Raw genomic sequence first — 23,524 nt, forward strand, 5'->3', positions numbered from 1 at the left:
TGCCATGACGAAGATCGACACGAGGCGCCCGGAGACCGTGCTCCCGACCCCGTCGCACACCGTCGGCCCGTTCTACGGCCACGCGCTGCCCTTCCCCGGCGGCGGCGACATCGCCCCCGTCGGCCACCCGGACACGATCGCCCTGCAGGGTTACATCAGCGACGGCGAGGGCACTCCGCTGCCGGACGCGTTCCTGGAACTGTGGGGCGCCGACCCGGACGGCGACGTCCCGCAGGTCGACGGTTCGATCCGGCGCGACCCGGCGAGCGGCGGCTATCTGGGCCGCAACGGCGTGGAGTTCACCGGCTGGGGCCGCATCCAGACCGACGCCAACGGGCACTGGACCGCACGGACGTTGCGGCCCGGCGCGCGCGGGCGGAGCGCGCCGTACCTCAGCGTCTGCGTCTTCGCACGCGGCCTGCTGGTGCACCTGTACACCCGGATCTATCTGCCGGGCGACGAGGCCGCTCTCGCCACGGACCCGTTGCTCTCCCGGGTACCGGCCGAGCGGCGCGACACGCTGATCGCGCGGGAGCAGCGGGATGGGACATACCGTTTCGACATCCGCCTTCAGGGCGAAGGCGAGACGGTCTTCCTGGAGTACCAGTGACTTCTCCCGATGCCGACACCGGCCTGCTCGCCCCCGGGTGGACAGGCTCCCCCGCCGCCTCCGCGACCGGTGACAGCGCCTATCTCCAGGCGCTGTTGGACGCCGAGGCCGCGCTGACGCGGGCCCAGGCCGCCCTGGGCGCGGTCCCTGCCGAGGCGGCGGGGGCGGTCACGGAGGCGGCCGAGGCGGCCCGCTTCGACGTACGGTCCCTCACCGAGCGGGCGCGCGGAGGCGGCAACCCGGTCATCCCGCTGGTCGCCGACCTGATGAAGGCGGTCGGCGAGGAGTACGGCCCCTACGTCCACCGGGGTGCCACCAGCCAGGACATCCTGGACACGGCGACGATGCTGGTCGCGGCCCGCACGCTGGACCTGCTGCTGGCCGACCTCGACCGCACCCAGCAGGCCCTGGCCCGGCTGGCCGCCGGGCACCGCGACACGGCGATGCCCGGGAGGACGCTCACGCAGCACGCGGTACCCACGACCTTCGGGCTCAAGGCGGCCGGATGGCGGTCTCTGGTGCTGGACGCCCGCGACCGGGTGACAGCCGTACGGGACTCGCTGCCCGCCCAACTCGGCGGTGCCGCCGGGACGCTGGCGGCCTTCGGGGCGTACGGCGTGAACGATCCCACCGCGCTGCCGGCGGCTTACGCCCGCGAACTCGGCCTGCGGGCGCCCGAGCTGCCCTGGCACGCCCTGCGCACGCCCATCGCCGATCTCGCCGGGTGCCTCGCCTTCACGGCGGGGGCGCTCGGCAAGCTCGCGGCGGACGTCCTCACCCTCTCCCGCACCGAGATCGCGGAGGTGTCGGAGGGCAGCGGCGGGGGCTCGTCCGCCATGCCGCACAAGTCCAATCCCGTACGGTCCACCCTGATCGCGTCCGCCGCGCGGCGGGCGCCTCAGCTCGCGGCCACGCTGTACGGCTCGCTGGCGGCCGAGGACGAGCGGCCCGCAGGGGCCTGGCACGCCGAGTGGGAGCCGCTCAGGGACCTGCTGCGGCTGGTCGGCGGGGCCGCCCGGGATGCCGTCGAACTGACCGGGGGGCTGCGGGTCGCAGCCGATGCCATGCGCGAACACCTGGATCTCACCCACGGGTTGATCGTCTCGGAGCGGCTGTCAGCCGAGCTGGCCCCCGTCCTGGGACGGGCCCGCGCCAAAGAACTCCTCACCCGGCTCGCATCCGAGGGCCGCCCGCTCGGTGAGGCGCCGGAGCTGGCGGACGTCGACCTCGACCCCACCCACTACACCGGCTCCGCCGGAGCCCTCACTGACCGCGCCCTGGAGCGACGTTGACCGAGAAACTCCTCAACCACCGTGCCGAAGGGGCCACTTCCGCTCCCCCGCTGCTGCTGGGGCCCTCGCTCGGCACCTCGTACGCCCTGTGGGACAAGGTCGCCCCCGAGCTGTCGATCACCCATCGGGTCGTCCGCTGGGATCTGCCGGGGCACGGAGGTTCGGCGGCCGGCCTCATCGGCCCGGGTGCGACCGTCGGTGACCTCGCCGGCCTGGTGCTCGCGCTCGCCGACTCGCTCGGCATCGAGCGGTTCGCGTACGCGGGAGTTTCGCTGGGCGCAGCGGTGGGGCTGCACCTGGCCGTGCACCATCCCGAACGGGTCTCCTCACTGGCCGTGATCTGCTCGTCGGCGCACTTCAACGGCTCCAAGCCGTGGCAGGAGCGGGCCGCGCTGGTGCGGCGCGAAGGACTTGCGGGACTCGCCGAAGGTGCGAACGACCGCTGGTTCACGCCCGGGTTCACGGTGCCGGAGCTGGTGCAGGACCACCGCGACGCCGACCCGGGCGCGTACGCCGCCTGCTGTGATGCGCTCGCCGCCTTCGACCTGCGGGACCGGCTGTCCGAGATCTCCTCCCCCACCTTGCTGATCGCCGGGCGCGAGGACCCGGCGACCCCGCCGGCCCATCTGCGGGAGATCGCGGACACCGTGCCCGGTGCCACGCTCGTGGAGCTCCCGGGAGCCTCGCATCTGGCGCCGGCGCAGTGCCCCGAGGCGGTGCTGACAGCACTGCGGGCGCATTTCGGCGGCGGTGCCAGGCGGGGCATGGAGGTACGGCGGGAGGTGCTCGGCGACGTGCACGTCGACCGCGCGCAGGCCCGGCAGACGCCGTTCACCGCCCGCTTCCAGGACTTCATCTCACGCTACGCCTGGGGCGAGATCTGGACCGATCCGACGCTCAGCCGCCGCGAGCGCAGCATGATCACCCTCACGGCGCTGGTGGCGCACGGCCACTACGACGAGCTGGCCATGCACGTCCGGGCAGCCCGGCGCAACGGGCTGACGCCGGACGAGATCGGGGCCGTACTGCTGCAGACGGCCGTGTACTGCGGGGTTCCGGCGGCGAACTCGGCGTTCGCGGCGGCCCAGCGGGTGCTGGCCGAGGAGGCGGAGCCGGACGCCGGTACAGCGGAGTGAGAGCGGAGTGACCCTGGCGGTCGTACCTCCAGCGGCAGCTCGCACATGCCTTCCCCGCGTGCCTACGGTGGAGGCATGTCCACGATTCTGATCACGGGCGCCACCTCGGGCCTCGGCCGCCACGTCGCCGTCGAGCTGGTCCGCTCCGGGCACCGTGTCCTGGCACACGGGCGGGATGCGGACCGCACGGAGCGTCTCGTCGAGGAGCTGCGGGCCGACGGCGAGGCCGAGGGGTTCGTCGCGGATCTGGCCTCGCTCGGGCAGGTGCGGGAGCTGGCGGCCCATGTCGCCGGGGCCCATCCCGAGCTCGACGTACTGATCAACAACGCGGCGGTGGGCGCCGGGCCGCGCAGGTCCGAACGGGAAACCGGCGCGGACGGGCACGAACTGCGCCTCGCGGTCAACTACTTGGCGCCGGTCGCACTGACCCGCGCCCTGCTCCCCGTACTGCTCGCCAACGTGCCCGCGCGGATCGTGAACGTCGGCTCGGCCGGTCAGGAACCCGTCGACTTCGACGACCCCGAGCTGACCCGCGGCTACGACGGACTCTCGGCGTACTGCCGCAGCAAGTTCGCCCTCGCGGCCCATACGTTCACCCTCGCCGAGGAACTCGCCGGCACGGGTGTCTCGGTCAACGTGCTGCACCCGGCGACCCACATGGACACGGCGATGGTCCGCGACGGCGGCTTCACGCCCCGGCACACGGTCGCCGACGGTGCCCCGGGCGTCCTGGCCCTCGCCACCCGGGACCTGGGCACGGGCGGCTACTTCGACGGAACGTCCCGGGCGCGGGCGCACGAGCGGGCGTACGACCCCGATGTCCGCAAGCGGCTGGCAGCCGTCACGGACCAGTTGCTGAGCCTCTGAGCCGCCTCACACCACTCCCGCGGCCAGCGCCGCCTCGGCCTGCAGCACCAGTCCGTCCGCGCCGCACGACCGCGCCAGCGTCAGCCCGCGCCGAAGCTCCGCCGACGAGCGCGCGGCGATGCCGAACTCGACCCGGGCGGCGGCGTGTTCGTACTGGCAGGGCGAGGCCTCCAGATAGGTCACGGCCTGTTCGGCGAGGCGTACCGCGCGCTGGCCGGTCTCCAGGGCGGACGCGCAGCGCAGGGCCTCGCCGATGGCGGTGTCGGTGCCGAGGCGCTCGGCGTGCCGGCGGACGTCGGTGGCCAGCCGGGCGGCGCGCTCCGGGTCCTCGTTGGCCAGGGCGCGGGCCAGGTCGACGGCCCAGGGGACCAGGACCGGGTTGTTGTGCCCACGCACCGCAGCCGCCTTCTCTGCGGCCTCCAGTTCGTTGATGCCCTCCTTGGTGCGGCCGACGGCGAGCAGCAGACGGCCGCGGACCGAGCGCGGGTCCGGCAGCACGATGGTGGTCGGGTACGGCGGGGCGAAGCCGTGCTGCTCGGCGAGCTCCCAGGCCTCCTGGACGTGGCCGCGGGCGAGCAGGGTGTCGACGAGGTTGCAGGTCGCGGACCAGTGCAGGGGCAGTCGACGGCCGACGCGCTCGGCGAGCGCGAGCGACCTGCGCAGGGACGCCTCGGCCTCGCGGAGGCGGCCTCGCCTGCGGTGTCCGACGCCGACGTACGCGTGGGCCAGGGCGAGGTGGCCGCCGCTCCAGCCAGCGGACTCGTACGCGCGCAGGGCCTCGTTGTAGAGGGACTCCGCCCGGTCGAGCCGGTCGGTGAAGGCATAGGAGTTGGCCAGCATCATCAGCAGCTCGATGCCCCACTCCGGGTCGGTCCAGCCGAGTCCGGGGGCGAGGCGGCCGTTGACGAGGGCGCGGTCGCACAGTTCGGCGACCTCCTCCGCGCTCTCGCCGCGGGCCATGGCGTCGAAGCCGCGCAGGATGAGCAGGGCGCGCTCGGAGTTGTCGCGGCCGGTGCAGGTGCCGGCGAGTTCGGCGAGGCGTGTGGAGCGCCCCGGGGAGGTCTCCTCGCCCGCGTGGATGCCCTCCCACATGAACTGCACCGCCTGCAGCCGCAGCCTGGCGGGACCGGCTCGGTGCCGGGCGGCTTCCGCCTCGACGGTGCGGACGGCCTCCTCCAGCTGGTCGTTGTGGAGCAGTGCCTGGGAGAGGCGGTAGACGGCGTCGACGCGTTCGTCGCCGTCCAGGCCGGGCATGGCCAGGGCGGTCTGGAGGTGGTCGATGGTGGTGGCGGGCGCGGTGAGGAGGGTCGCGCCGCCCAGTTCGTGCAGCACGCGCGCGTGGACCTCGGGCAGGGGCGGTTCCAGCAGGGCCCGCTCCAGGCAGCGGCGGGCCGCGTCGGGGGCGCCGACGGCGAGATGTTCGCGGGCGGCCTCGCGCAGTTGCTCGACGAGTTCCTCGTCGCTGTCCGGGTGGACCTCGAGGAGGTGGCGGGCGGCGACCGCGGGGCCGCGTCCGTTGTCGGTGACGACGCGGGCGGCGATGCCGTGCATCGCGGTGCGCAGGGCGTCGGGAATCGAGTTGTAGACGGCGGTGGCGATCAGGGGGTGGACGAACTCCAGCTCGCCGTCGTCCGGTTGGGCACCCGCCGGGTCGGGCTCGGTGAGGATGCGCGCGGTGCGCAGGAGGTCGGCGCAGCGCACCGCGTCGTCGAGGCTCATGGTGGCGAGCTCGGCCACCAGCTCGACGGAGATGCCGGTGCCGAGGATGGCGGCCGCCCAGGCGAAACGGGTGGCTTCGATGCCGAGGGTCTCCAGGCGGGCGACGAGGCCGCCGCCGCGTGCGGCGCGGTTCAGGGCGCGCAGCTCGGCGGCCGCGGACTCGGTCGGCTCGAACTCGCTGTCCTGCACCTTGGCGAGGAGTTCGACGGTCTCGTACGGGTTGCCGCCGGTGACCGCCCAGACCTCGCGGCAGAACGGGGCGTCGGCGTGCGGGCCGAGGGTGGCGCGGGTGAGGCCGGCGGTCGCGTCCGGGGTGAGAGCGCTCAGGGTGGCGACGGAGCTGCCCGCGGCGGCGACCGCGTCGAGGTGGCGGGCGCTGTCGCCGCTGACCTCACCGGGGCGGCGGGCCACCACGACCAGGACGTTCTGTTCGCCGAGGCGTTCGGCGAAGGCGGCGAGCCAGCGCAGGGTCTCCTGGTCGGCCCAGTGGGCGTCGTCGATCAGCAGCACCAGCGGCCAGTCGCGGCGGGCCAGCCGGCGTACGGCGGCGACCAGGCCGTCGCACACGCCCTGCGGGTCGGCCTGCCGCTCGCCGGGGTCCGTGATGCCGAGGGCGGGTCCGGCGATGTCGTACCAGTCGCCGAGGTACTCGCGTGCCTCCTCCGGCATCAGCGACAGCAGGGCGGGCTGCATCAGCTGCCGCACGACGTTGAAGGGGACCGAGCTCAGGGTCTCGCTGCCGCGGGCGGACCACACCGTGCAGCCGCGGGCCTCGGCGATACGGCGGGTTTCGGCCAGCAGCGCGGTCTTGCCGAGTCCCGCCTCGCCCCGGAGCACCAGGAGGCTGCCCGAGGAGGACATCTCCATGCAAAGGCTGTCGAGCGCCGCCTCGACGGCGGCGAGTTCCTCGTCGCGCTCCCACAGGGAGGCCGAGGCGGCCTGTGTGGGCCGTACCTCCGTCATCCCGCTCCCTCCCCAAGTCGCCCGAACGACGTACAGACCTCGAGCGTAGCCGTCGGGTTGCCTGAGTGGAGGCGGGTCCGGGCAGCTGTTGCCGTGAAGGGTGACGGCTGGTGCGCGCGGGCGACGCGAGGGGCCCGGGACCTGCCCGGGCAAAACTGACTGACAGTCAAAATTGCGCCACACAAGCGACGTTCGAAGGGGCGGGCATGACGCTGACTTCCTCCGGCCGCGGCACGGTCCGATCCCGCAGGGCCCTGGTCGCGGGTTCGGTGGGCAACTTCATCGAGTGGTACGAGTTCGGGGTCTACGGCTACTTCGCGACGATCATCGCGGCGCGCTTCTTCACTCCGGAGGGCGGCAGTGAGGTCGAGGCGCTGGTGCGGACGTACGCGTCGTTCGCGCTGGCGTTCTTCTTCCGGCCGGTCGGAGCGGCCCTGTTCGGGCGGCTCGGGGACCGGATCGGGCGGCGTCCGGTGCTGATCCTGGTGATCACGCTGATGACCGGGGCGACGACGCTGATCGGCGCGCTTCCCACGTACGACACGGTCGGCGCCCTCGCCCCGTGGCTGCTGACGTTGCTGAGGGTGGTGCAAGGGCTCTCCGCGGGCGGGGAGTTCGGGGGCGCGGTGTCGGTGATGACCGAGTTCGCGCCACCCGGGCGGCGCGGCCTTTACGGTTCGTGGCAGTCGTTCACGGTGGCGCTGGGGCTGTTGGGCGGCGCGGGGGCGGCGGCGCTGCTGGCCACCGTGCTGACCGAGGGCCAACTGGGCGACTGGGGCTGGAGGTTGCCGTTCCTGCTGACGTTGCCGCTGGGGCTGGGGGCCCTGTGGCTGCGGCTGCGGCTGGACGAGACGCCTGCGTTCCGGGAGGAGCGGGAGGCAGAGCGGCCACCGGGGCGCGAGGTGGCGGGGGCGATCGCGCTGGGCGCCGGGCGGATCATGGGGTGGGCGGCGGCCGGGTACACCTTCCTGGTCGTCCTGCCGTCGTACCTGCAGTCCACGCTGGACGCGACCTTCCAGCAGGCGCTGATCGCCACGGTGCTGGCCAACCTCGGTTTCGCGGCGACGATCGTGCCGGCGGGCCGGCTCAGCGACCGGTACGGGCGGCGGCCGGTGATGCTGACGGGAGCGGTGCTCGTGGTGGTCCTCGCGGTGCCGCTGCTCAACCTTCTCCAGGACCCGGGCGTTTCCCTCACCGTGAAGGGTGCGGCGGTATGCGGCGCGGGTGCCGTGGTGGGCCTGATGGCGGGGCCGGGCCCGGCGATGCTCGCGGAGCTGTTCCCGACCAATGTGCGCTACACGGGGCTGGGACTCGCCTACGCCCTGTCCAATGCGGTGTTCTCGGGCTGCGCCGGGCTCATCATCACGGAGACGATCGAACGAACGGGCAACGTGGACATCCCGGCGTACTACGCTGCCGCGACCTGCGCGGTGAGTGTCCTCGCACTGACTGCGGCGCCGAAGGCCCGGGCCCGGAAGCGGGGAGGCCCGGTCGGGGAACCGAGAGGAAAGGCAGGCTGAGAAATGCGGGCGCTCGGCTGGCGACAGCCTCGCCCTCAAGACGCCGGGGCTGGTGAGCGAGGCCCATGACGACGCCTCGCGCCAGGCCACGCAAAGCGGTGGCTGTCCGGGCTGGCCGCGACTGCGCGAGACCGGTGAAAGTCGCCGCGCCGGCCAGGACGTCGAAGCCGAAACGAAAGGCGGGCTGAGCCAATGCGAGTGATCGGCCTCATGTCGGGCACCTCCCACGACGCCATCGACGCCGCGGCCGCCGACCTGGACCTCATCGGCGACAGCCTCGTCCTCAAGACGCTGGGGATGGTGAGCGAGGGCTACGACGAGGCGTTGCGGGAGGTCCTCGCGGACGCGTTGCCTCCGGGGGTGGCCTCGATGGCGGAGGTGTGCCGGCTGGACACGCGGATCGGGCAGGCCTTCGCCGCGGCGGCGGTGCGGGCGGATCGTGAACTGTGCGGCGGGCGGGCCGAGTTGGTCGCCTCGCACGGGCAGACCGTCTACCACTGGGCCGAGGACGGACAGGTGCACGGCACGCTGCAGCTCGGGCAGCCCGCATGGATCGCCGAGGCGACAGGGTTGCCCGTGGTCGCCGACTTCCGGCCACGCGACATCGCGGCCGGAGGACAGGGCGCACCGCTGGTCAGCCTGGTCGACCTGCTGTGGCTGCGGGGCCGGCCCGGCACGCCCGTCGCCCTCAATGTCGGCGGGATCGCCAACCTCACCGCTCCGGACGGCACCGCCTTCGACACCGGGCCGGGCTGCGCGCTGATCGACGCCGCGGCGAGGGGGTTCAGCGGCGGACGGCTGGCCTACGACGTGGACGGGGCGCTGGCCGGTCGCGGCAGCGTCCATGAGCCGCTGCTGCTGCGGCTGCTGGAGGAGCCGTACTACGCGCTGCCCGCGCCCAAGACGACGGGCAAGGAACTCTTCCACCTCGGCCATCTGCGGGACGCACTGGCCGGATTCGGAACGCTGCCCGCCGAGGACGTCGTCGCCACGCTGACCATGCTCACGGCACGGACGGTCGCCGACGCCGTGCGTGCGATGGGCGCGACGGAGGTGATCGCCTCGGGCGGCGGCACACGCAACCCCGTACTGATGAGGATGCTCGGGCAGCGGCTCGCCGGGGTGGCGCTGCGCACGTCCGACGAGTTGGGGCTGCCGTCGGCCGCGAAGGAGGCGTACGCCTTCGCCGTGCTGGGATTCCTGACCGCGCACGGACTGCCCGGCACCGTGCCGTCCGCCACCGGCGCCCGGCATGCGCGCGTGCTCGGTTCGATCACCCCGGGCCGGGACGGGCTGCGGCTTCCGCCGCCCGCGAAGGAGCGTCCGGTACGGCTGGTCCTGGAGTGATTCGGGCCGAAATCCGAGCATGCCGGGGCCGGATCCTCTCATCCGGCTTTCACCGACACCTCATACGGTGGGCTCATGACGCAGGTGACTCCTCCCGGCTGGTACCCCGACCCCGGCCGGCAAAGTGACGGTCCGCCCACCGAGCGCTGGTGGGACGGCAAGGCATGGACGGACCAGGTCCGGCCCGCGGGGTCGACCGACGCATGGGGTCCTCCGGAGCAGTTGTCGGCCGAGGGCGCTCATCCGACATATCCGGTACACCCCGGATATCCCGGCCAGTTGCAGTCGGGCGGGCGGCGCCGTCTGCGCACCGGCATAGCCGTGGGAGTGGCCGCCGTGGTCCTCGCGAGCATCGGGGTCGGCGTGTACGCGCTGACCGCCGACGGTGGCTCGGGGGGCAGCAGCGCCAACTCCCCGCAGCAGGGGCCCGGCGGGCAGGGTGGCCAGGGCGGGCCCGGTGGCGGTCAGGGCGGTCCCTTCGGCGACTCCGGCGGCGGCAACGGCGGTTCGGGGGGCGGCGACGGTGGTTCGGGGGGCGGCGACGGTGGTTCGGGCGGGGAGTCTCCCGCACCCGAGGAGTCCGAGGCGCCGAAGGTGGACAGCGGTTCGGTGACCGACGCCGTGAGCGGGATCAGCATCCCGATCCCGGACGGCTGGTACGGGCAGGAGATCGGCTGGGGCGCGCACGTGGCCTCGGACGAGACGTACAAGTGCCCCGCCGACACCTCCCAGAGCTGCCAGAAGGGAGGCGCGTACTCCGCTCCCGCGCTCGCGCTCGGCACCAAGGGCGACACGGCCGAGGAGGTCGCCAAGGCGGACATCGAGGAGAACGCCAAGGAGTCCTACGGCGAGGGCTACGGAGAGATCACCTCGCACGAGGTGCTGGCCTCCAAGGCGGTGACCGTGGCCGGGCAGAAGGGCTATCTGGTCCGCTGGAAGGCGATCACGAGCAAGGGTGCCGACGGCTATGTCGAGTCCCTCGCGTTCCCCTCGCCAGTGCGGGCCGAGCAGATGGTCGTGGTCCGCTTCGGTGTCGACGTCGGTGAGAAGCAGTCGCTGATCGACGACATCACCAAGGGCATCAAGGTGTCCACCGGCGGCGGCAACGGCCAGGACGTCTGACACACCCCGACCGCACCCCCGTGTCCCAGCCCCGTGCCGCGCACATGATGCGGCCGGGTGGAGCGCCCCTCCGCTCAAGGGGAACCCCACCCGGCCGGGGGGTGCGCGCCGCCCCCGTCCCCACGGTGCGGCGCGAACAGGTCACCGTCCAGTCACCCCGTGGACGGCGGCCTGAGTCTCAGGTGAGGCCCAGTGCCGGCAGCACGGCGGCCTCCACGAAACGGACGAGGTAGTCCGGGTCGGCGTCCTCGCCCTCCAGCACGGGACGCGCCCGCAGCACGCCGAAGATCTGGGCGGGGACGTACTCCAGCGCCGGATGGCCGTCGGCGACCTCGCCGCGCTGGACCCCGCGTCTGAGGATCTGCCTCAGGGCCTCGATCTCGGGGTCGATGAGCGCCTCACGCAGCGCGCATTTGAGTTCCGGGTCCTCCATCACGGCGTGCCCGAGCGCCTGGAACAGCCGTGTGTCCTTGGCCGACCACGCCCCCGCGGCCCGCGCGGCCTCGCGCAGGTCGTCGGCGAGCGTGCCGGTGTCGATGCCGTCGAAGCGCGTGAGCCTGCTGGAACGCAGGGCCGCCGCCACGAACTGGGGCTTGGTCCCCCACTGCCGGTAGAGCGTGGACTTGCTGCACCGCGTGCTGGCGGCGACGCCCTCCATGGTGACGGCGTCGTAACCGCAGGCGCGGATCTGTTCGAGCACGGCGTCGAAGAACTCCCGCTCACGCTCGGGCGTGATCTTGGAGCGGCGCGAGGCGGCGACCGTCTCCGGTCCGTCCGCGGCCTGCGACGTCATGGCTCTTCTCCTCGCTCGGGTGGGGCGGCCTCGCGGAGTGACGGAGGCTGCGTCTCCAGTGTGTCGCACGTCTATCGATACGCCACTGTACCGGAACGCACCCGTATCGGTACAGTGGCGTATCGGTACAGTGGCGTTTCGGTACGTCGCCGTACCGATGAGTTCGCGGAGCCCGGGGAGTCATGAGCTCGCCGGCTCAGCTCAGCACCACCGAGCACCCACCACCGAGCGCCGCCCAGCACCACCCAGCACCACCCAGCACCACCCACCGTCAGCGAAAGGGCCGGGGGAATGAATGCCCGAACCGAGCCTGCCCGGGCGGAGACCGACGCGATAGCGCGGCCTCCGCTCGTCCGGGAGCTCCTGCTCGTCGCAGGGCTCTTCCTCGTCTACAAGTCCGGCCGGCAGCTCGCCACGGGCCACACCGGCGAGGCCTTCCACAACGCGGACCGCGTGTGGGACCTGGAACGAACCGTCCACCTGCCCGGCGAGGGCTCGGTGCAGAACCTGCTGCTGCACGGCGACACGCTCATACACGTCGCGAACACCTACTACGCGACCGTCCACTTCCCGGCCACCGCGGCCTTCCTGATCTGGCTCTACCTGCGGCGCCCCGGGCACTACGTCTGGGCCCGCCGCGTCCTGGCCGTCGTCACCGCCGCCGCCCTGGTGGTGCATCTGACGTTCCCGCTCGCCCCGCCGCGCATGCTCGCCGCGGCCGGCCTGCTCGACACCGGGCAGGTGTACGGCCCCTCCGTGTACGGCTCGCCCGAGACCGACCACCTCTCGAACCAGTTCGCGGCGATGCCGTCGCTGCACTTCGGCTGGGCACTGATGGTCGCGATCGGCCTGATCGTGGCGACCCGGTCGCGGTGGCGGTGGCTGTGGCTGCTGCACCCGCTGCTGACCCTGCTGGTCATCGTGGGCACGGCCAACCACTACTGGCTCGACGCGATCGTGGCGACCGCCATGCTCGGCATCGCGCTAGCGCTGATCCATCTGCCGCAGCACACGGCGCCGACGGCCGGACGCGGAGCCGGCACGCTCGTACCGGCGCCCCGCAGCGAGGAAGCCGGCGACCAGGAATCCGTACTCGTGGGAGCGGTCCGATGAACGCAACCGTCCTCGCCGTCGTCCTGTCGCTGTTCTCGGCCGTCGCCTACGCCGCCGCGGCCGTGGCCCAGGAGCGGCTGGCCTCCCGCGCCGCGGGGTCGGGGCTGCTGCGGCTGCTGGGCTCCGGCGCCTGGTGGGGCTCGGTGCTGCTCAATGGCTCCGGCGCGCTGCTGCACGTCGTGGCCCTCAAGTACGGTCCGCTGACCCTGGTGCAGCCGCTGGGCGCGCTCACCCTCGTGGCCGCGGTGCCGCTGGGTGCGCGCCTCGCCGGGCGGCGGGTCAGCGCGGTCGAATGGCGCGGTACGGCGCTGACGCTCGCCGGGCTGGGCGCGATCCTCGTCACGGCGTCCGGGCCCGCGCCCGACGACGTGCTGAGCACGTCCGAGGCAGTGGCGGTCGCGGCGGTGACGGTGGCGCTGATCGGCATGCTGTCGCGGCCGGGCGCCCGGCCGGGACTGCGGCACGCGACCGCGTCCGGCTTCGCCTCCGGAGTGGCCTCGGCGCTCACGCAGACGGTGACGGTGGCCGCGACGGACCACTCGGCCCCGCTGCTCAGCCTTCAGGTGATCGGGGTGGCGTTGCTGGTCGCGGCCCTTGCGGCGAGCGGGCTGCTGCTGTCGCAGACCGCCTACCGGGGCGGCCTCGGCGCCCCGCTCGCGGTGGTGACGCTGGCCAACCCGATGGCGGCCGCGGTCATCGGGCTGGTCCTGCTCGGCGAACGCCTGCAGGGCGGCGCGGCGGGCATCCTGCTCGCGCTGGCCGGGGCGGGACTGGCCTCCTGGGGTGTGGTGCTGCTCAGCCGGGCGACGTCCGGCCCGGCTTCCCAGGCGCCTGCCACCCCGGCCCCCGCCGGGGACGACCACCCCGTCGCCGCCGTGCTGGCGCTCGAGGCGGAGAGGTCGGCGGCACAGACACCGGCGCTGACGCCGGAGCCGCCCGCTCCGGAACCGGCGTTGGTGCCCCGGCAACCGGAGCCGGGGCACCTCACAGCACTCTGAGCAGAGCTGCGATCCGGACTAGTCCGTGATGATCGCCGGGTCGCTCACGCCCGGCCGCCCGTTCTCGACGTGCCCGGCGAAGCGCCGCAGGAACCTCGGGTCGGCGTCGGTGGTGACGGTCAGGTCGTACCAGCGCCGGCTCCCCTGCAGGTCGACCGTGCGGCGCACGGTGTCACCGGGCCGTACCGTCACCGTCGCGGGGCGCCCGCCGTACCCGTTGCCGATCTTCAGACCGACGCTCGTCGTTCCCTTGTTGGTGAAGGTCAGCTCGATGTCGTCGCCCTTGTGGCGGGCGGTGACCTCGGGGCCGGCCGTCTTGTTCGAGCCCTTGAAGTAGCGCACGAAACCGTTGGGGCCGTGCACGGTCAGGTCGTACGAGCCGTTCGAGTACGCCGAGTTCCAGGTGTCCGCGATGCTCTTGCCGGCCTCGGTGGTGTACATCCAGGGGCCGTCGGTGCGGTTGCCGGAGGTGATGTGGAAGGCGGCACCGGCCTTGGCGCCGGAGGCGAAGGTCAGCGTGAACTTGCCTGCCGCCGCGTCGACGGAACCGTCCACGTGAGGGGCGTACTTGAGCGGGCGGGCCCGACGCAGACCGCGCTCCTGCTTCGGCATGGCCGGGTCGGCCGGTGGCGTCGGCTTGTAGTCCGGGTGACGCTCGCGGTCCGGCGGCTCGTACTCGTCCGTCTCCGGCAGCGCGGCCGGGCGGCTGTCCTTGCAGGAGAAGTCGAAGGCCGAGGTCAGGTCGCCGCAGATGGCGCGGCGCCAGGGGGAGATGTTGGTCTCCTTGACGCCGAAGCGGCGCTCCATGAACTGCAGGATCGAGGTGTGGTCGAGGGTCTCGGAGCAGACGTAACCGCCCTTGCTCCATGGCGAGACGACCAGCATCGGCACGCGCGGGCCGAGGCCGTAGGGGCCTGCCGGACGCTTGCTGTCGCCCTTGTAGAGGTCGAGCGAGACGTCGACGGTGGACTTGCCCTTGGAGGCGTCCTTCGGCGGGAGCGGCGGCACGACGTGGTCGAAGAAGCCGTCGTTCTCGTCGAAGGTGATGAACAGGGCCGTCTTCGACCAGACCTCCGGGTTGGAGGTGAGGGCGTCCAGGACCTGGGCTATGTACCAGGCGCCGTAGTTCGAGGGCCAGTTGGAGTGCTCGGTGAAGGCCTCGGGGGCGGCGATCCAGGAGATCTGCGGCAGCTTGCCGGCCTTGACGTCGGCCTTCAGCTGGTCGAAGTAGCCGTCGCCGTTCTTGACGTCGGTGCCGGTGCGGGCCTTGTCGAACCAGGGGTCGCCGGGCACCGCGTTGCGGTACTTGTTGAAGTACAGCAGCGAGTTGTCGCCGTAGTTGCCGCGGTACGCGTCCTCGATCCAGCCCCAGGACCCGGCCGCGTCCAGGCCGTCGCCGATGTCCTGGTAGATCTTCCAGGAGACGCCCGCCTGCTCCAGGCGCTCGGGGTAGGTGGTCCAGCCGTAGCCGAGCTCGTCGTTGCCGAGGACCGGGCCGCCGCCGGTGCCGTCGTTGCCCGTGTAGCCCGACCACATGTAGTAGCGGTTCGGGTCGGTGGAGCCGATGAACGAGCAGTGGTAGGCGTCGCAGATGGTGAAGGCGTCGGCGAGGGCGTAGTGGAAGGGGATGTCCTCACGGTTCAGGTACGCCATGGTCGTGGTGCCCTTGGCGGGGACCCACTTGTCGTACTTGCCGCCGTTGTACGCCTGCTGACCGTCGTTCCAGCCGTGCGGCAGGCCCTCCAGGAACTGCATGCCGAGGTCGTCGGCGTCCGGGTGGAACGGCAGGATGTCCTTGGTGCCGTTCGACTGGTGCCAGATCGACTTGCCGCCGTCCTGCGCCACCGGGCGCGGGTCGCCGAAGCCGCGGACGCCACGCAGCTTGCCGAAGTAGTGATCGAAGGAACGGTTCTCCTGCATCAGGACGACGATGTGCTCGACGTCCTCCATCGACCCCGTTCGGTGGTTCGCCGGGAGGGCGGCGGCCCGCTGGATGCTGCTCGACAGAGCAGTGAACGCCGTGGTCGCGCCCGCGACTTGAAGGAATCTGCGGCGATTGACTTCGGGCATGGGTGAGGGACCTCTTCCCATAGGGGGTGATTTGACCGGACGGCATGTGACGGAATGCGCGCGGAAGGAGTGTTCCAGGAGCACCAAACGTCAGGGAAGGGTCCGGTGGCGCTCGTGTGAAAGTCGCGGGTACGTGAGGTGTGCCGGGACCGGGACGCGGGGATGGTCGCGATCATGACAGAGACGACGCGCACGGTCTCCCCGCCGACGAAACGGCCCGTACGCCAGCTCCTCGCCGCCTCCGTCGGCAACGCCGTGGAGTGGTACGACTGGTACGCCTACACGTTCCTCGCCACCTACATCGCGGCAGAAGTCTTCCCCAAGAGCGCGGACAACTCCCTGGTTCCGCTGCTTTCGACGTTCGCGGTCTTCGCGGTGGGCTTCTTCATGCGGCCGGTGGGCGGGCTCGTGATGGGCGCGATCGCCGACCGGCGCGGGCGGCGCGCCGCGCTGACGGTCACCATCCTCCTGATGGGCGGCAGCAGCCTGCTGGTCGGCCTGACCCCGACCTACGAGACGGCAGGCGTCCTCGCTCCGGTGATCCTGGTCCTCGCCCGCCTCCTCCAAGGCCTGTCCGTGGGCGGCGAGTTCGCGGCGTCGACGACCTTCCTCGTGGAGTCGGCGGGACCGGGCCGCCGCGGGCTGTTCTCCAGCTTCCAGTACGTGTCGACGACGGCCGGGCAACTCGTGGCCTCCGGCATCGCGACCCTGCTGGTGGACACCCTGACCGACGGACAGATGAACGGCTGGGGCTGGCGGATTCCGTTCGTGCTCGGTGCCGTGCTGAGCCTGGTCGGCTTCTGGATCCGGCAGGGCGCGCAGGAGACACGGAGCGCCGAGCAGCAACAGGCTTCGCGTCCCGCCCTGTTCGAGGCGCTGCGCCGCCACCCCCGCCAGTCCCTGCTGATCTGCGGGATCACGGCGGGCGGCACGATTGCTTACTACACCTGGACCTCGTACCTGCCGACGTACGCCGAACTCAACGCGGGCATCGAGAAGTCCGACGCGCTGCTGGCGGGCACGATCTCGCTCGCCTTCTTCGCCCTGCTCCAGCCCCTCGGCGGCCTCCTCTCCGACCGCTTCGGCCGCCGCCCCCTCCTCCTCTTCTTCGGCCTGGGCTTCACCCTCCTCACCGTCCCGCTGCTGCACGCCCTGCGCGACTCGTTCGCGGTGCTGCTGCTCGTGCAGTGCGCGGGCATGGTGCTGCTGACGGGGTTCACGTCGATCAGCGCGGCCGTGAACGCCGAGGTGTTTCCGCCCCGGGTGCGGGCGGCGGGCATCGGGTTCCCGTACTCACTGACGGTCGCGATGTTCGGTGGTACGGCACCGTACGTCGGCACCCTGTTCAAGGAGCTGGGGCACGCGGACCTCTTCCCCTGGTACGTCGCCGCACTGTGCCTGGGCTCGTCGCTGGTGTATCTGCGCCTTCCGGAGACGGCGCACCGGACGCTGGAGCGGTGAGCCCCTCGGCGCACCGCCGCGCGCCTGCCGGCTCGGCACGATCTCGGTCCTCGGGTGTGGTGAGGTGGGGATCATGACGACGAGTGACGCGATCGTGGTGCCCGAGCTGTACGTCGGCTACCCCGAGGTGGCCTTCGGCGGGTACGTCGCCGGTGTGCTGGCGGAGCAGTCCGGAGCACGGACGGTACGGGTGGACTTCCGGGGGCCGGTGCCGGTCGAGGTGCCCGTGCGGATCGCCGAGGCGGCGGACGGGGGCGTGGAGTTGGGTGAGGCCGAGCGGCCCCTTGCCGCGGCGCGCCCCGCCGAGCTGCCGGTCGACGCGCCGGCCGCGCCCTCCTGGGACGAGGCGGCCGCTGCGGCCGAGAGGTTCCGGGCGGCGCCGCCGTCGGGTGTGGTCGACTGCTTCGGCTGCGGCCTGCGTACCGCCGACCGCGGTCTGCGTGTGCACGGCACGCCGGTGCCGGATCTCGGCATGGTGGCCTCGGCCTGGATCCCGTCCCCCGCCTTCGCCGACCCGGACGGCCTGCTCCCGGCCCCGCTGGTCTGGGGCGCCCTGGACTGCCCGGGACACTGGGCGGGCCGTTTCCTCGGCACCCTGCGCCCAGGAGCGGTCACCGCGGCGCTCACGGGCACGATTCTGCGGCCGGTCACCGTCGGTGAGCCGTACATCTCGTACGCGTGGCTGCGGTCGGAGTCCGGACGCAAGCACACCATGGGCGTGGCACTCGCCACGGCCGGGGGCGAACTGTGCGCCGTCTCCGAGGCGTTGTGGATCGACCCGAAGCCCGCCCCCTGAAGCCTCCGCTGCCCGAGCTCGTCGTCCCGTGGCGTGCGAGGCGGAGGGGGCGCATGGTGGACGTAGGGAGGAGGTCCCCCCTGCGTTCCGCGGGCTGCGGGGCATTTCGGCGTGCCGGGCTCCGGACGGGCGGGAGGAGGACTGCCATGGTGTGTGTCACGGGCCCACTGCTCTACGGGGCCGCCGCCGGGGCCGCGGGGACCACGGCGCTCAACGTGGTCTCGTACGGCGACATGGTCCTGCGGGGCCGGCCGGCCAGTTCGACACCCGAGACGACCGTACGCAAGCTGGCACAGAAGCTTCATCTGCGCATCCCCGGCGAGGGTGAGGCCCGGGAGAACCGGACCACGGCTCTCGGCGCGCTGACCGGCCTGGCTGCCGGGACCGGTATGGGCGTGTTGCTGGGGCTGGGGCATGCGGCCGGCTGGCGTCCGGCTCGAGGCACCCAGTACGCGGTGGCCGTGGTGGGGGCTTTGGTGGCCACCAACGGGCCCATGACCGTACTGGGGGTGACCGATCCGCGGACCTGGGCCGCGACCGACTGGGCTGCCGACATCGTTCCCCACCTCGCCTACGCGGGGGTGACGGTGAGCGTGTTCAACCGGCTCCTCAGCCCACCGCCGCACGCAGCCCGGGGCAGGAGGACCTCACATCATGGCCGACACGGTTGCTGACCTCATCGTTTCCATGCTCAAGGGGTCCGGCGTACGACGGGTGTACGGCCTGCCCGGCGACTCCCTGAACGGCTTCACCGACGCTCTGCGCCGTGACGGCACCATCGCGTGGGGACATGTCCGGCACGAAGAGGCCGCGGCTTTCGCCGCCGCTGCCGAGGCAGGCGTCACGGGGCGCCTCGCGGTCGCGGCCGGCAGTTGCGGGCCGGGCAACCTGCACCTGATCAACGGGCTGTTCGACGCGCAGCGCAGCCGGGTGCCGGTGCTCGCGGTGGCCGCGCAGATTCCCCAGGAGCAGATCGGCAGCGAGTACTTCCAGGAAACGCATCCGCAGCTGCTGTTCCGCGAGTGCAGCGTGTACTGCGAACTGGCAAGCATGCCGGAGCAGGTGCCCTGGCTCCTGGGGACGGCTGTGCGGGCCGCTCTCGAACGCAGCGGAGTGGCGGTGCTGGTCGTCCCCGGCGAGCTGTTCCTGGCGCCGGCGCCCGACGGGCCCGCTCAGCACCCGGTGCTCAAGACGTCGTCCCACATGCGGCCGGACGACGCCACGCTGGCGCGTGCGGCGCAGATCCTCAACGCGGCGGACCGGGTGACGATCCTGGCCGGGGCCGGCTGCGAAGGGGCGCACGACGAGGCCGTGGCGCTGGCCGAGGCGCTGCAGGCGCCCATGGTGCACTCGCTGCGGGGCAAGGAGTTCCTGGAGTACGACAACCCCTACGACGTGGGGCTGACCGGGTTGATCGGCTACAGCTCCGGCTACCGGGCGATGGAGCACTGCGACGCACTGCTCATGCTGGGCACCGACTTCCCCTACCGCTCGTTCTACCCGCGGAAGGCACACGTCGTGCAGGTCGACGTGCGTGGTGAGCACATCGGCCGCCGTACGCCGGTGGAGGTCCCCCTGGTCGGGACCGTCAAGGACACCGCCCAGGCGCTGCTTCCCCTCCTCGCACGTCGGGGCGACGACAGCTTCCTGGGGACGATGACCCGCCATTACCAGCGGGTGCGCTCCCGCCTGGACCGGCTGGCCGAGGCCAAGCCCACCGACTCGCCGCTGCACCCGCAGTCCGTCGCCGCCACCGTCGACCGGCTGGCGGCCCGCGACGCGGCCTTCACCGCCGACGTCGGCACGCCCACCGTATGGGCGGCCCGCTACCTGCGTATGAACGGGGCGCGGCGGCTCATCGGCTCCTTCAACCACGGCTCCATGGCCAACGCTCTGCCCCACGCGATCGGCATTCAGGCAAGCCATCCCGGCCGCCAGGTGATCGCGCTCTCGGGCGACGGTGGCCTGGCGATGCTGCTCGGCGAGCTGAGCACCCTGCGGCAGCTGGACCTCCCGGTGAAGGTCGTCGTCTTCAACAACTCGGCTCTGGGTTTCGTCGAGTTGGAGATGAAGGCCGCAGGCGTCGTCACCTACGGCACCGGCCTGGAGAACCCTGATTTCAGCGCGCAGGCCCGCGCAGCCGGCCTGCACGCGTCCCGCGTCCGGCGGGCGGACGAGTTGGAGGACGCGTTGCAGGAGGCCTTCGCACACGACGGGCCCGCACTGGTCGACGTCCACACCGAGCGCCAGGAGCTCTCGCTGCCTCCCAAGCTCACCCTTGAGCAGATCAAGGGCTTCACGCTGTTCGCCACCCGCACCGTCCTCTCCGGACGCGGTGACGAGATCCTCGAGCTCACCAGGACCAATCTGCGTCAGCTCAGCCTTGAGTAGGGCCTGCCCTTCCGTCTGGCAGAAGTCGCCTTGCGCGGCGGTCGCAGCCGTCACGACCCTGATGCCAACCACGGCACGCGGGGCGACGGAGCCCCGCCGACAGGGACGGGAACCCCATGCCTCACACCACCGCCTTCGCCAGGAACCAGTGGTACGTCGCCGCCTACAGCCACGAGGTCGGACGGGAGCTGCTCGGTCGGACCATCCTCGGAGAGACCCTCGTGCTCTACCGCACCGAGGAGGAGGGGACGCCGGTCGTCCTGCACGACCGGTGTGTGCATCGCCGCTACCCGCTGTCCGAGGCGCCGACCCGGCTCGACGGGGACCGGATCGTGTGCGGGTACCACGGGTTCACCTACGACACCACCGGTACGTGTGTGTATGTGCCGGGACAGAAACGCGTGCCGCGCACCGCACGCGTCGCCTCGTACCCGGTGGTCGAGCAGGACTCGCTGATCTGGGTGTGGATCGGCGACCCGGCGCTCGCCGACCCGCAGAGCATCCCGCGGGCCAGGCACCTCGACTCCCCCAGCTGGGTCACCGTGCGCGGCATGGAGCCGATCGACTGCGACTACGGCCTGCTGGTCGACAACCTCCTCGACCTCTCCCACGAGACCTATCTCCACGGCGGCTACATCGGCACCCCCGAGGTCGCCGAGACGCCGATCACCACGGAGGTCGACGAGGGCGCCGGGATCGTCCGGGTGAGCCGGCACATGGACGACGCCGAGTGTCCGCCGTTCTACGCCAGGTCGACCGGCATAGCGGGCCGGATCACGCGCTGGCAGGACATCGAGTACCACGCCCCCTGCCTGTATCTGCTGCACAGCCGTATCGCGCCGGTCGGCGTGCTGCCCGAGGCGGACGGCAGCGATCCGAACGGCTTCCACACCGAGATCACGTACGCCATCACGCCGTCCGGCGACGGCAAGGTGTACGACTTCTGGGCGGTCTCGCGGGACTGGGCGACGGACGACGACGAGGTCACCGAGTTCCTGCGCGGCAACAACCACACCGTCGTCATGCAGGACGTCACCGCCCTCAACCTGCTCCAGCAGACCCTCGGCACCGAGCGCCACGGCTACCAGGAGCTGAGCATCAACATCGACACCGGTGGCCTGGCGGCCCGCCGTATCCTCGCCCGGCTGGTCGAGGAGGGCGCGAAGCCGATGGAGACGGAGAAGGTCCAGTGAGCGGCCCCACCGGTGAGGTCTACCGCATCGACTGGCTGCCGGGCACCGACGTCCTGTACGGCACCTGTCACTGCGGTCGCGAGCACACCGCGCAGGATCCGGTGGAGATGTGGGAGTGGATGCTCGCCCACCCGCAGGGGCACCAGCTCCAGGGACACCAGCTCCGGGGACACGAGCCGCGAGGAACCACTTCATGAGTGACGTGTACGAAGCCGAACTGGTCGTAGACCGCCGGGAGTTCGCGGCCGACGGCGTCCTCGCCCTCACCCTGCGCCACCCGCTGGGCGAGCCGCTGCCCGCCTGGGAGCCCGGCGCCCACATCGACGTCGTGCTCGGGCCGGGGCTGGAGCGCCAGTACTCGCTGTGCGGCGATCCGGCCGATCGCACCGTCTGGCGGATCGCCGTGCTGCGGGAGCCGGACGGGCGCGGCGGATCCGCCCATGTGCACGAGCAGTTGGGGCAGGGCGGCAAGGTACGGGTGCGGGGGCCGCGCAATCACTTCCGGCTGGAGTCCGCTCCCGGCTACCTCTTCATCGCCGGCGGCATCGGCATCACCCCGATCCTGCCGATGCTGGCGGCGGCCGAGGCGGCGGGCGCCGGGTGGACGTTGTTGTACGGCGGGCGCACCCGTCGGTCCATGGCGTTCGCCGAGGAGCTGAGGCCGTACGGCGAACGGGTGACCGTCGCTCCGCAGGACGAGTCCGGGCTGCTGGACCTGGCCTCGGTGCTCGACGACATCCCGGCCGGCACCCTCGTCTACTGCTGCGGCCCCGGCCCCCTGCTGGACGCCGTCGAGGCGCGGTGCGCGCCGGAGGTGCTGCGTGTCGAGCGGTTCCAGGCGAAGGAGCAACCGGGCGGCGAGGACGGCGAGTTCGACGTCGAGCTGGCGCAGAGTGGGCTGACGCTCACCGTCGCGCCGGGCGTGTCCGTGCTCGACACCGTACGCGCCGCCGGCATCGAGGTGCTCTTCTCCTGCACCGAGGGCACCTGCGGCACCTGTGAGACCGACGTCCTCGACGGCACTCCCGACCACCGGGACTCCGTGCTCACGCCGGAGGAGCAGGAGAGCGGCGAGACGATGATGATCTGCGTGTCGCGGTGCCGGGGGAAGCGGCTGGTCCTGGATCTGTGACCCGCCTGGCTATGTGCCCCGTCCGGGATTTGCGATCCGCAGATCGCCCTCGATCCCGGCGACGGTCGCCAGCAAGTGCGGCAGCAGGTCATTGCGCACGGAGTCGACGGAGTTGCGCCCGGCGTGCACGGCGATGTTGACGGCCGCGACCACCTCGCCGCCCCGGTCCCGCACCGGGGCGGCGACCGACCTGAGCCCCTCCTCCAGCTCCTGGTCGACGACGGCGTAGCCCTGCCGGCGCACGCGGCACAGTTCCGCGCGCAGGGCGTCCGGCGAGGTGATCGTGCGGTCGGTCAAGGGCTTCAACTCGGCCTGCTCCATTCGGAGTTCCACCTCCTCGTCGGGCAGATGGGCGAGGATCACCCGGCCCACGGACGTGACGTACGCAGGGAAGCGGGTCCCGACGGTGATCGACGCCGTCATGATGCGACGGGTCGGCACCCGTGCCACGTACACGATGTCGTCGCCGTCCAGGACGCACAGTGATGACGACTCCCGTACACGTGCGACGAGTTGCTCGAGATGCGGCTCGGCGAGCTCGGGCAGCGTGTAGCTGGAGAGGTAGGAGTAGCCGAGTTCCAGCACGCGCGGGGTGAGGCGGAAGAGCCGGCCGTCCTGGTGGACGTAGCCGAGGTCCGCGAGGGTCAGCAGCAGCCGGCGGGCGGCGGCGCGGGTCAGGTCGCAGGTGTGGGCGACCTCGCTGAGCGTGCGGGCGGGGTGGTCGGCGTCGAAGCAGCGGATGACCGCGAGGCCGCGCTCGAAGGATTTCACGAAGTGTGGTGCGCGGTCTGCCGGGAGCATCGCCACCTCCAATAGTGTCAACAATGTTGTCGGCGACATACTCGGTGCGGGACCCGACCCGTCCCGCTCCGTCCAGCTCCGCACCGCCAATTGCCCTGTCCCCGTTGAGACTTCTACCTTCCCGCAGGGCATTCCCGCGCACTACTGTGCGCCTTGCGCACAACCTGTCGGAACACCGCTGCACCGTTGTCTGTACAGGA

General features: G+C 72.0%; 20 protein-coding genes. 16 read left to right on the forward strand and 4 right to left on the reverse strand.

Features of this window, described 5'->3' with window-relative positions; all coding sequences use genetic code 11:
• The first annotated feature begins 4 nt into the window (after nt 1-4).
• The 4 genes from pcaG (at nt 5) to ACFY5C_RS02905 (ending at nt 3,905) form a co-directional block, all read left to right on the forward strand.
• Nucleotides 5-610, forward strand: a complete 606-nt coding sequence (gene pcaG, locus ACFY5C_RS02890) for a protocatechuate 3,4-dioxygenase subunit alpha (RefSeq protein ID WP_389439675.1) — start codon at nt 5-7, stop codon at nt 608-610.
• Entirely contained in the window at nt 607-1,902 is a 1,296-nt protein-coding gene (pcaB, locus tag ACFY5C_RS02895; RefSeq protein ID WP_389439677.1) for a 3-carboxy-cis,cis-muconate cycloisomerase, read from the forward strand. Before pcaG ends, pcaB begins: the two co-directional genes overlap by 4 nt.
• Nucleotides 1,899-3,038, forward strand: a complete 1,140-nt coding sequence (gene pcaD / locus ACFY5C_RS02900) for a 3-oxoadipate enol-lactonase (protein WP_389439679.1) — start codon at nt 1,899-1,901, stop codon at nt 3,036-3,038. The genes pcaB and pcaD overlap by 4 nt, the downstream gene beginning before the upstream one ends.
• 75 nt (nt 3,039-3,113) lie before the next feature.
• Nucleotides 3,114-3,905 carry an SDR family NAD(P)-dependent oxidoreductase gene (locus ACFY5C_RS02905; RefSeq protein WP_389439681.1) on the forward strand — a complete coding sequence of 264 codons (792 nt, stop codon included), beginning with the start codon at nt 3,114-3,116 and terminating at the stop codon, nt 3,903-3,905.
• 6 nt (nt 3,906-3,911) lie between these two features.
• On the opposite strand, the gene ACFY5C_RS02910 is transcribed toward ACFY5C_RS02905, so the two are convergent.
• The gene (locus ACFY5C_RS02910; RefSeq protein WP_389439683.1) at nt 3,912-6,587 is read right to left on the reverse strand and encodes an ATP-binding protein; all 2,676 of its coding nucleotides are present in this window, start codon (nt 6,585-6,587) and stop codon (nt 3,912-3,914) included.
• A 206-nt stretch (nt 6,588-6,793) separates the two neighbouring features.
• Here ACFY5C_RS02910 and ACFY5C_RS02915 point away from each other — a divergent pair, with 206 nt between their 5' ends.
• From ACFY5C_RS02915 to ACFY5C_RS02925, 3 genes are all read left to right on the forward strand, one after another.
• Complete coding sequence (locus tag ACFY5C_RS02915) at nt 6,794-8,107, forward strand: MFS transporter (protein ID WP_389439685.1); 1,314 nt, start codon at nt 6,794-6,796, stop codon at nt 8,105-8,107.
• 192 nt (nt 8,108-8,299) lie between these two features.
• On the forward strand, nt 8,300-9,454 hold the full coding sequence (locus ACFY5C_RS02920) for an anhydro-N-acetylmuramic acid kinase (RefSeq protein WP_389439687.1): 1,155 nt from the start codon (nt 8,300-8,302) through the stop codon (nt 9,452-9,454).
• A 75-nt stretch (nt 9,455-9,529) separates the two neighbouring features.
• Complete coding sequence (locus ACFY5C_RS02925; RefSeq protein WP_389439689.1) at nt 9,530-10,576, forward strand: DUF2510 domain-containing protein; 1,047 nt, start codon at nt 9,530-9,532, stop codon at nt 10,574-10,576.
• A 178-nt stretch (nt 10,577-10,754) separates the two neighbouring features.
• Here ACFY5C_RS02925 and ACFY5C_RS02930 read toward each other — a convergent pair whose 3' ends face one another.
• A complete protein-coding gene (locus ACFY5C_RS02930; RefSeq protein ID WP_389439691.1) occupies nt 10,755-11,369 on the reverse strand; it encodes a TetR/AcrR family transcriptional regulator in 615 nt (204 codons plus the stop codon).
• Nucleotides 11,370-11,660: 291 nt separating this feature from the next.
• Here ACFY5C_RS02930 and ACFY5C_RS02935 point away from each other — a divergent pair, with 291 nt between their 5' ends.
• Both ACFY5C_RS02935 and ACFY5C_RS02940 read left to right on the forward strand, forming a co-directional pair.
• Nucleotides 11,661-12,482, forward strand: a complete 822-nt coding sequence (locus ACFY5C_RS02935) for a phosphatase PAP2 family protein (RefSeq protein WP_389439693.1) — start codon at nt 11,661-11,663, stop codon at nt 12,480-12,482.
• Nucleotides 12,479-13,480, forward strand: coding sequence for a DMT family transporter (locus tag ACFY5C_RS02940; protein ID WP_389439695.1), 1,002 nt, complete (start codon nt 12,479-12,481; stop codon nt 13,478-13,480). The genes ACFY5C_RS02935 and ACFY5C_RS02940 overlap by 4 nt, the downstream gene beginning before the upstream one ends.
• 18 nt (nt 13,481-13,498) lie before the next feature.
• Here ACFY5C_RS02940 and ACFY5C_RS02945 read toward each other — a convergent pair whose 3' ends face one another.
• Nucleotides 13,499-15,550 (reverse strand): phosphocholine-specific phospholipase C, encoded by a 2,052-nt coding sequence (locus ACFY5C_RS02945; protein ID WP_389439697.1) that lies wholly within the window; start codon nt 15,548-15,550, stop codon nt 13,499-13,501.
• Nucleotides 15,551-15,712: 162 nt separating this feature from the next.
• On the opposite strand from ACFY5C_RS02945, the gene ACFY5C_RS02950 reads away from it, so the two are divergent.
• The 7 genes from ACFY5C_RS02950 (at nt 15,713) to ACFY5C_RS02980 (ending at nt 22,523) form a co-directional block, all read left to right on the forward strand.
• On the forward strand, nt 15,713-17,011 hold the full coding sequence (locus tag ACFY5C_RS02950; RefSeq protein ID WP_389439698.1) for an MFS transporter: 1,299 nt from the start codon (nt 15,713-15,715) through the stop codon (nt 17,009-17,011).
• A gap of 73 nt (nt 17,012-17,084) precedes the next feature.
• Complete coding sequence (locus ACFY5C_RS02955) at nt 17,085-17,807, forward strand: hotdog fold domain-containing protein (RefSeq protein ID WP_389439700.1); 723 nt, start codon at nt 17,085-17,087, stop codon at nt 17,805-17,807.
• Nucleotides 17,808-17,953: 146 nt separating this feature from the next.
• Nucleotides 17,954-18,481 (forward strand): hypothetical protein, encoded by a 528-nt coding sequence (locus ACFY5C_RS02960; protein ID WP_389439702.1) that lies wholly within the window; start codon nt 17,954-17,956, stop codon nt 18,479-18,481.
• Nucleotides 18,462-20,198, forward strand: coding sequence for a ubiquinone-dependent pyruvate dehydrogenase (gene poxB / locus ACFY5C_RS02965; RefSeq protein ID WP_389439704.1), 1,737 nt, complete (start codon nt 18,462-18,464; stop codon nt 20,196-20,198). The genes ACFY5C_RS02960 and poxB overlap by 20 nt, the downstream gene beginning before the upstream one ends.
• Nucleotides 20,199-20,314: 116 nt before the next feature.
• A complete protein-coding gene (locus ACFY5C_RS02970; protein WP_389439706.1) occupies nt 20,315-21,391 on the forward strand; it encodes a Rieske 2Fe-2S domain-containing protein in 1,077 nt (358 codons plus the stop codon).
• Complete coding sequence (locus ACFY5C_RS02975) at nt 21,388-21,588, forward strand: hypothetical protein (RefSeq protein ID WP_389439708.1); 201 nt, start codon at nt 21,388-21,390, stop codon at nt 21,586-21,588. The genes ACFY5C_RS02970 and ACFY5C_RS02975 overlap by 4 nt, the downstream gene beginning before the upstream one ends.
• Nucleotides 21,585-22,523 carry a PDR/VanB family oxidoreductase gene (locus ACFY5C_RS02980; RefSeq protein ID WP_389439710.1) on the forward strand — a complete coding sequence of 313 codons (939 nt, stop codon included), beginning with the start codon at nt 21,585-21,587 and terminating at the stop codon, nt 22,521-22,523. The genes ACFY5C_RS02975 and ACFY5C_RS02980 overlap by 4 nt, the downstream gene beginning before the upstream one ends.
• A gap of 9 nt (nt 22,524-22,532) precedes the next feature.
• Here the strand turns inward: ACFY5C_RS02980 and ACFY5C_RS02985 are convergent, their stop codons facing one another.
• Entirely contained in the window at nt 22,533-23,324 is a 792-nt protein-coding gene (locus tag ACFY5C_RS02985; RefSeq protein WP_389439712.1) for an IclR family transcriptional regulator C-terminal domain-containing protein, read from the reverse strand.
• Nucleotides 23,325-23,524 lie beyond the last annotated feature (200 nt).

Source organism: Streptomyces sp. NPDC012935 (assembly GCF_042900345.1).
Taxonomy (GTDB): Bacteria; Actinomycetota; Actinomycetes; order Streptomycetales; family Streptomycetaceae; genus Streptomyces.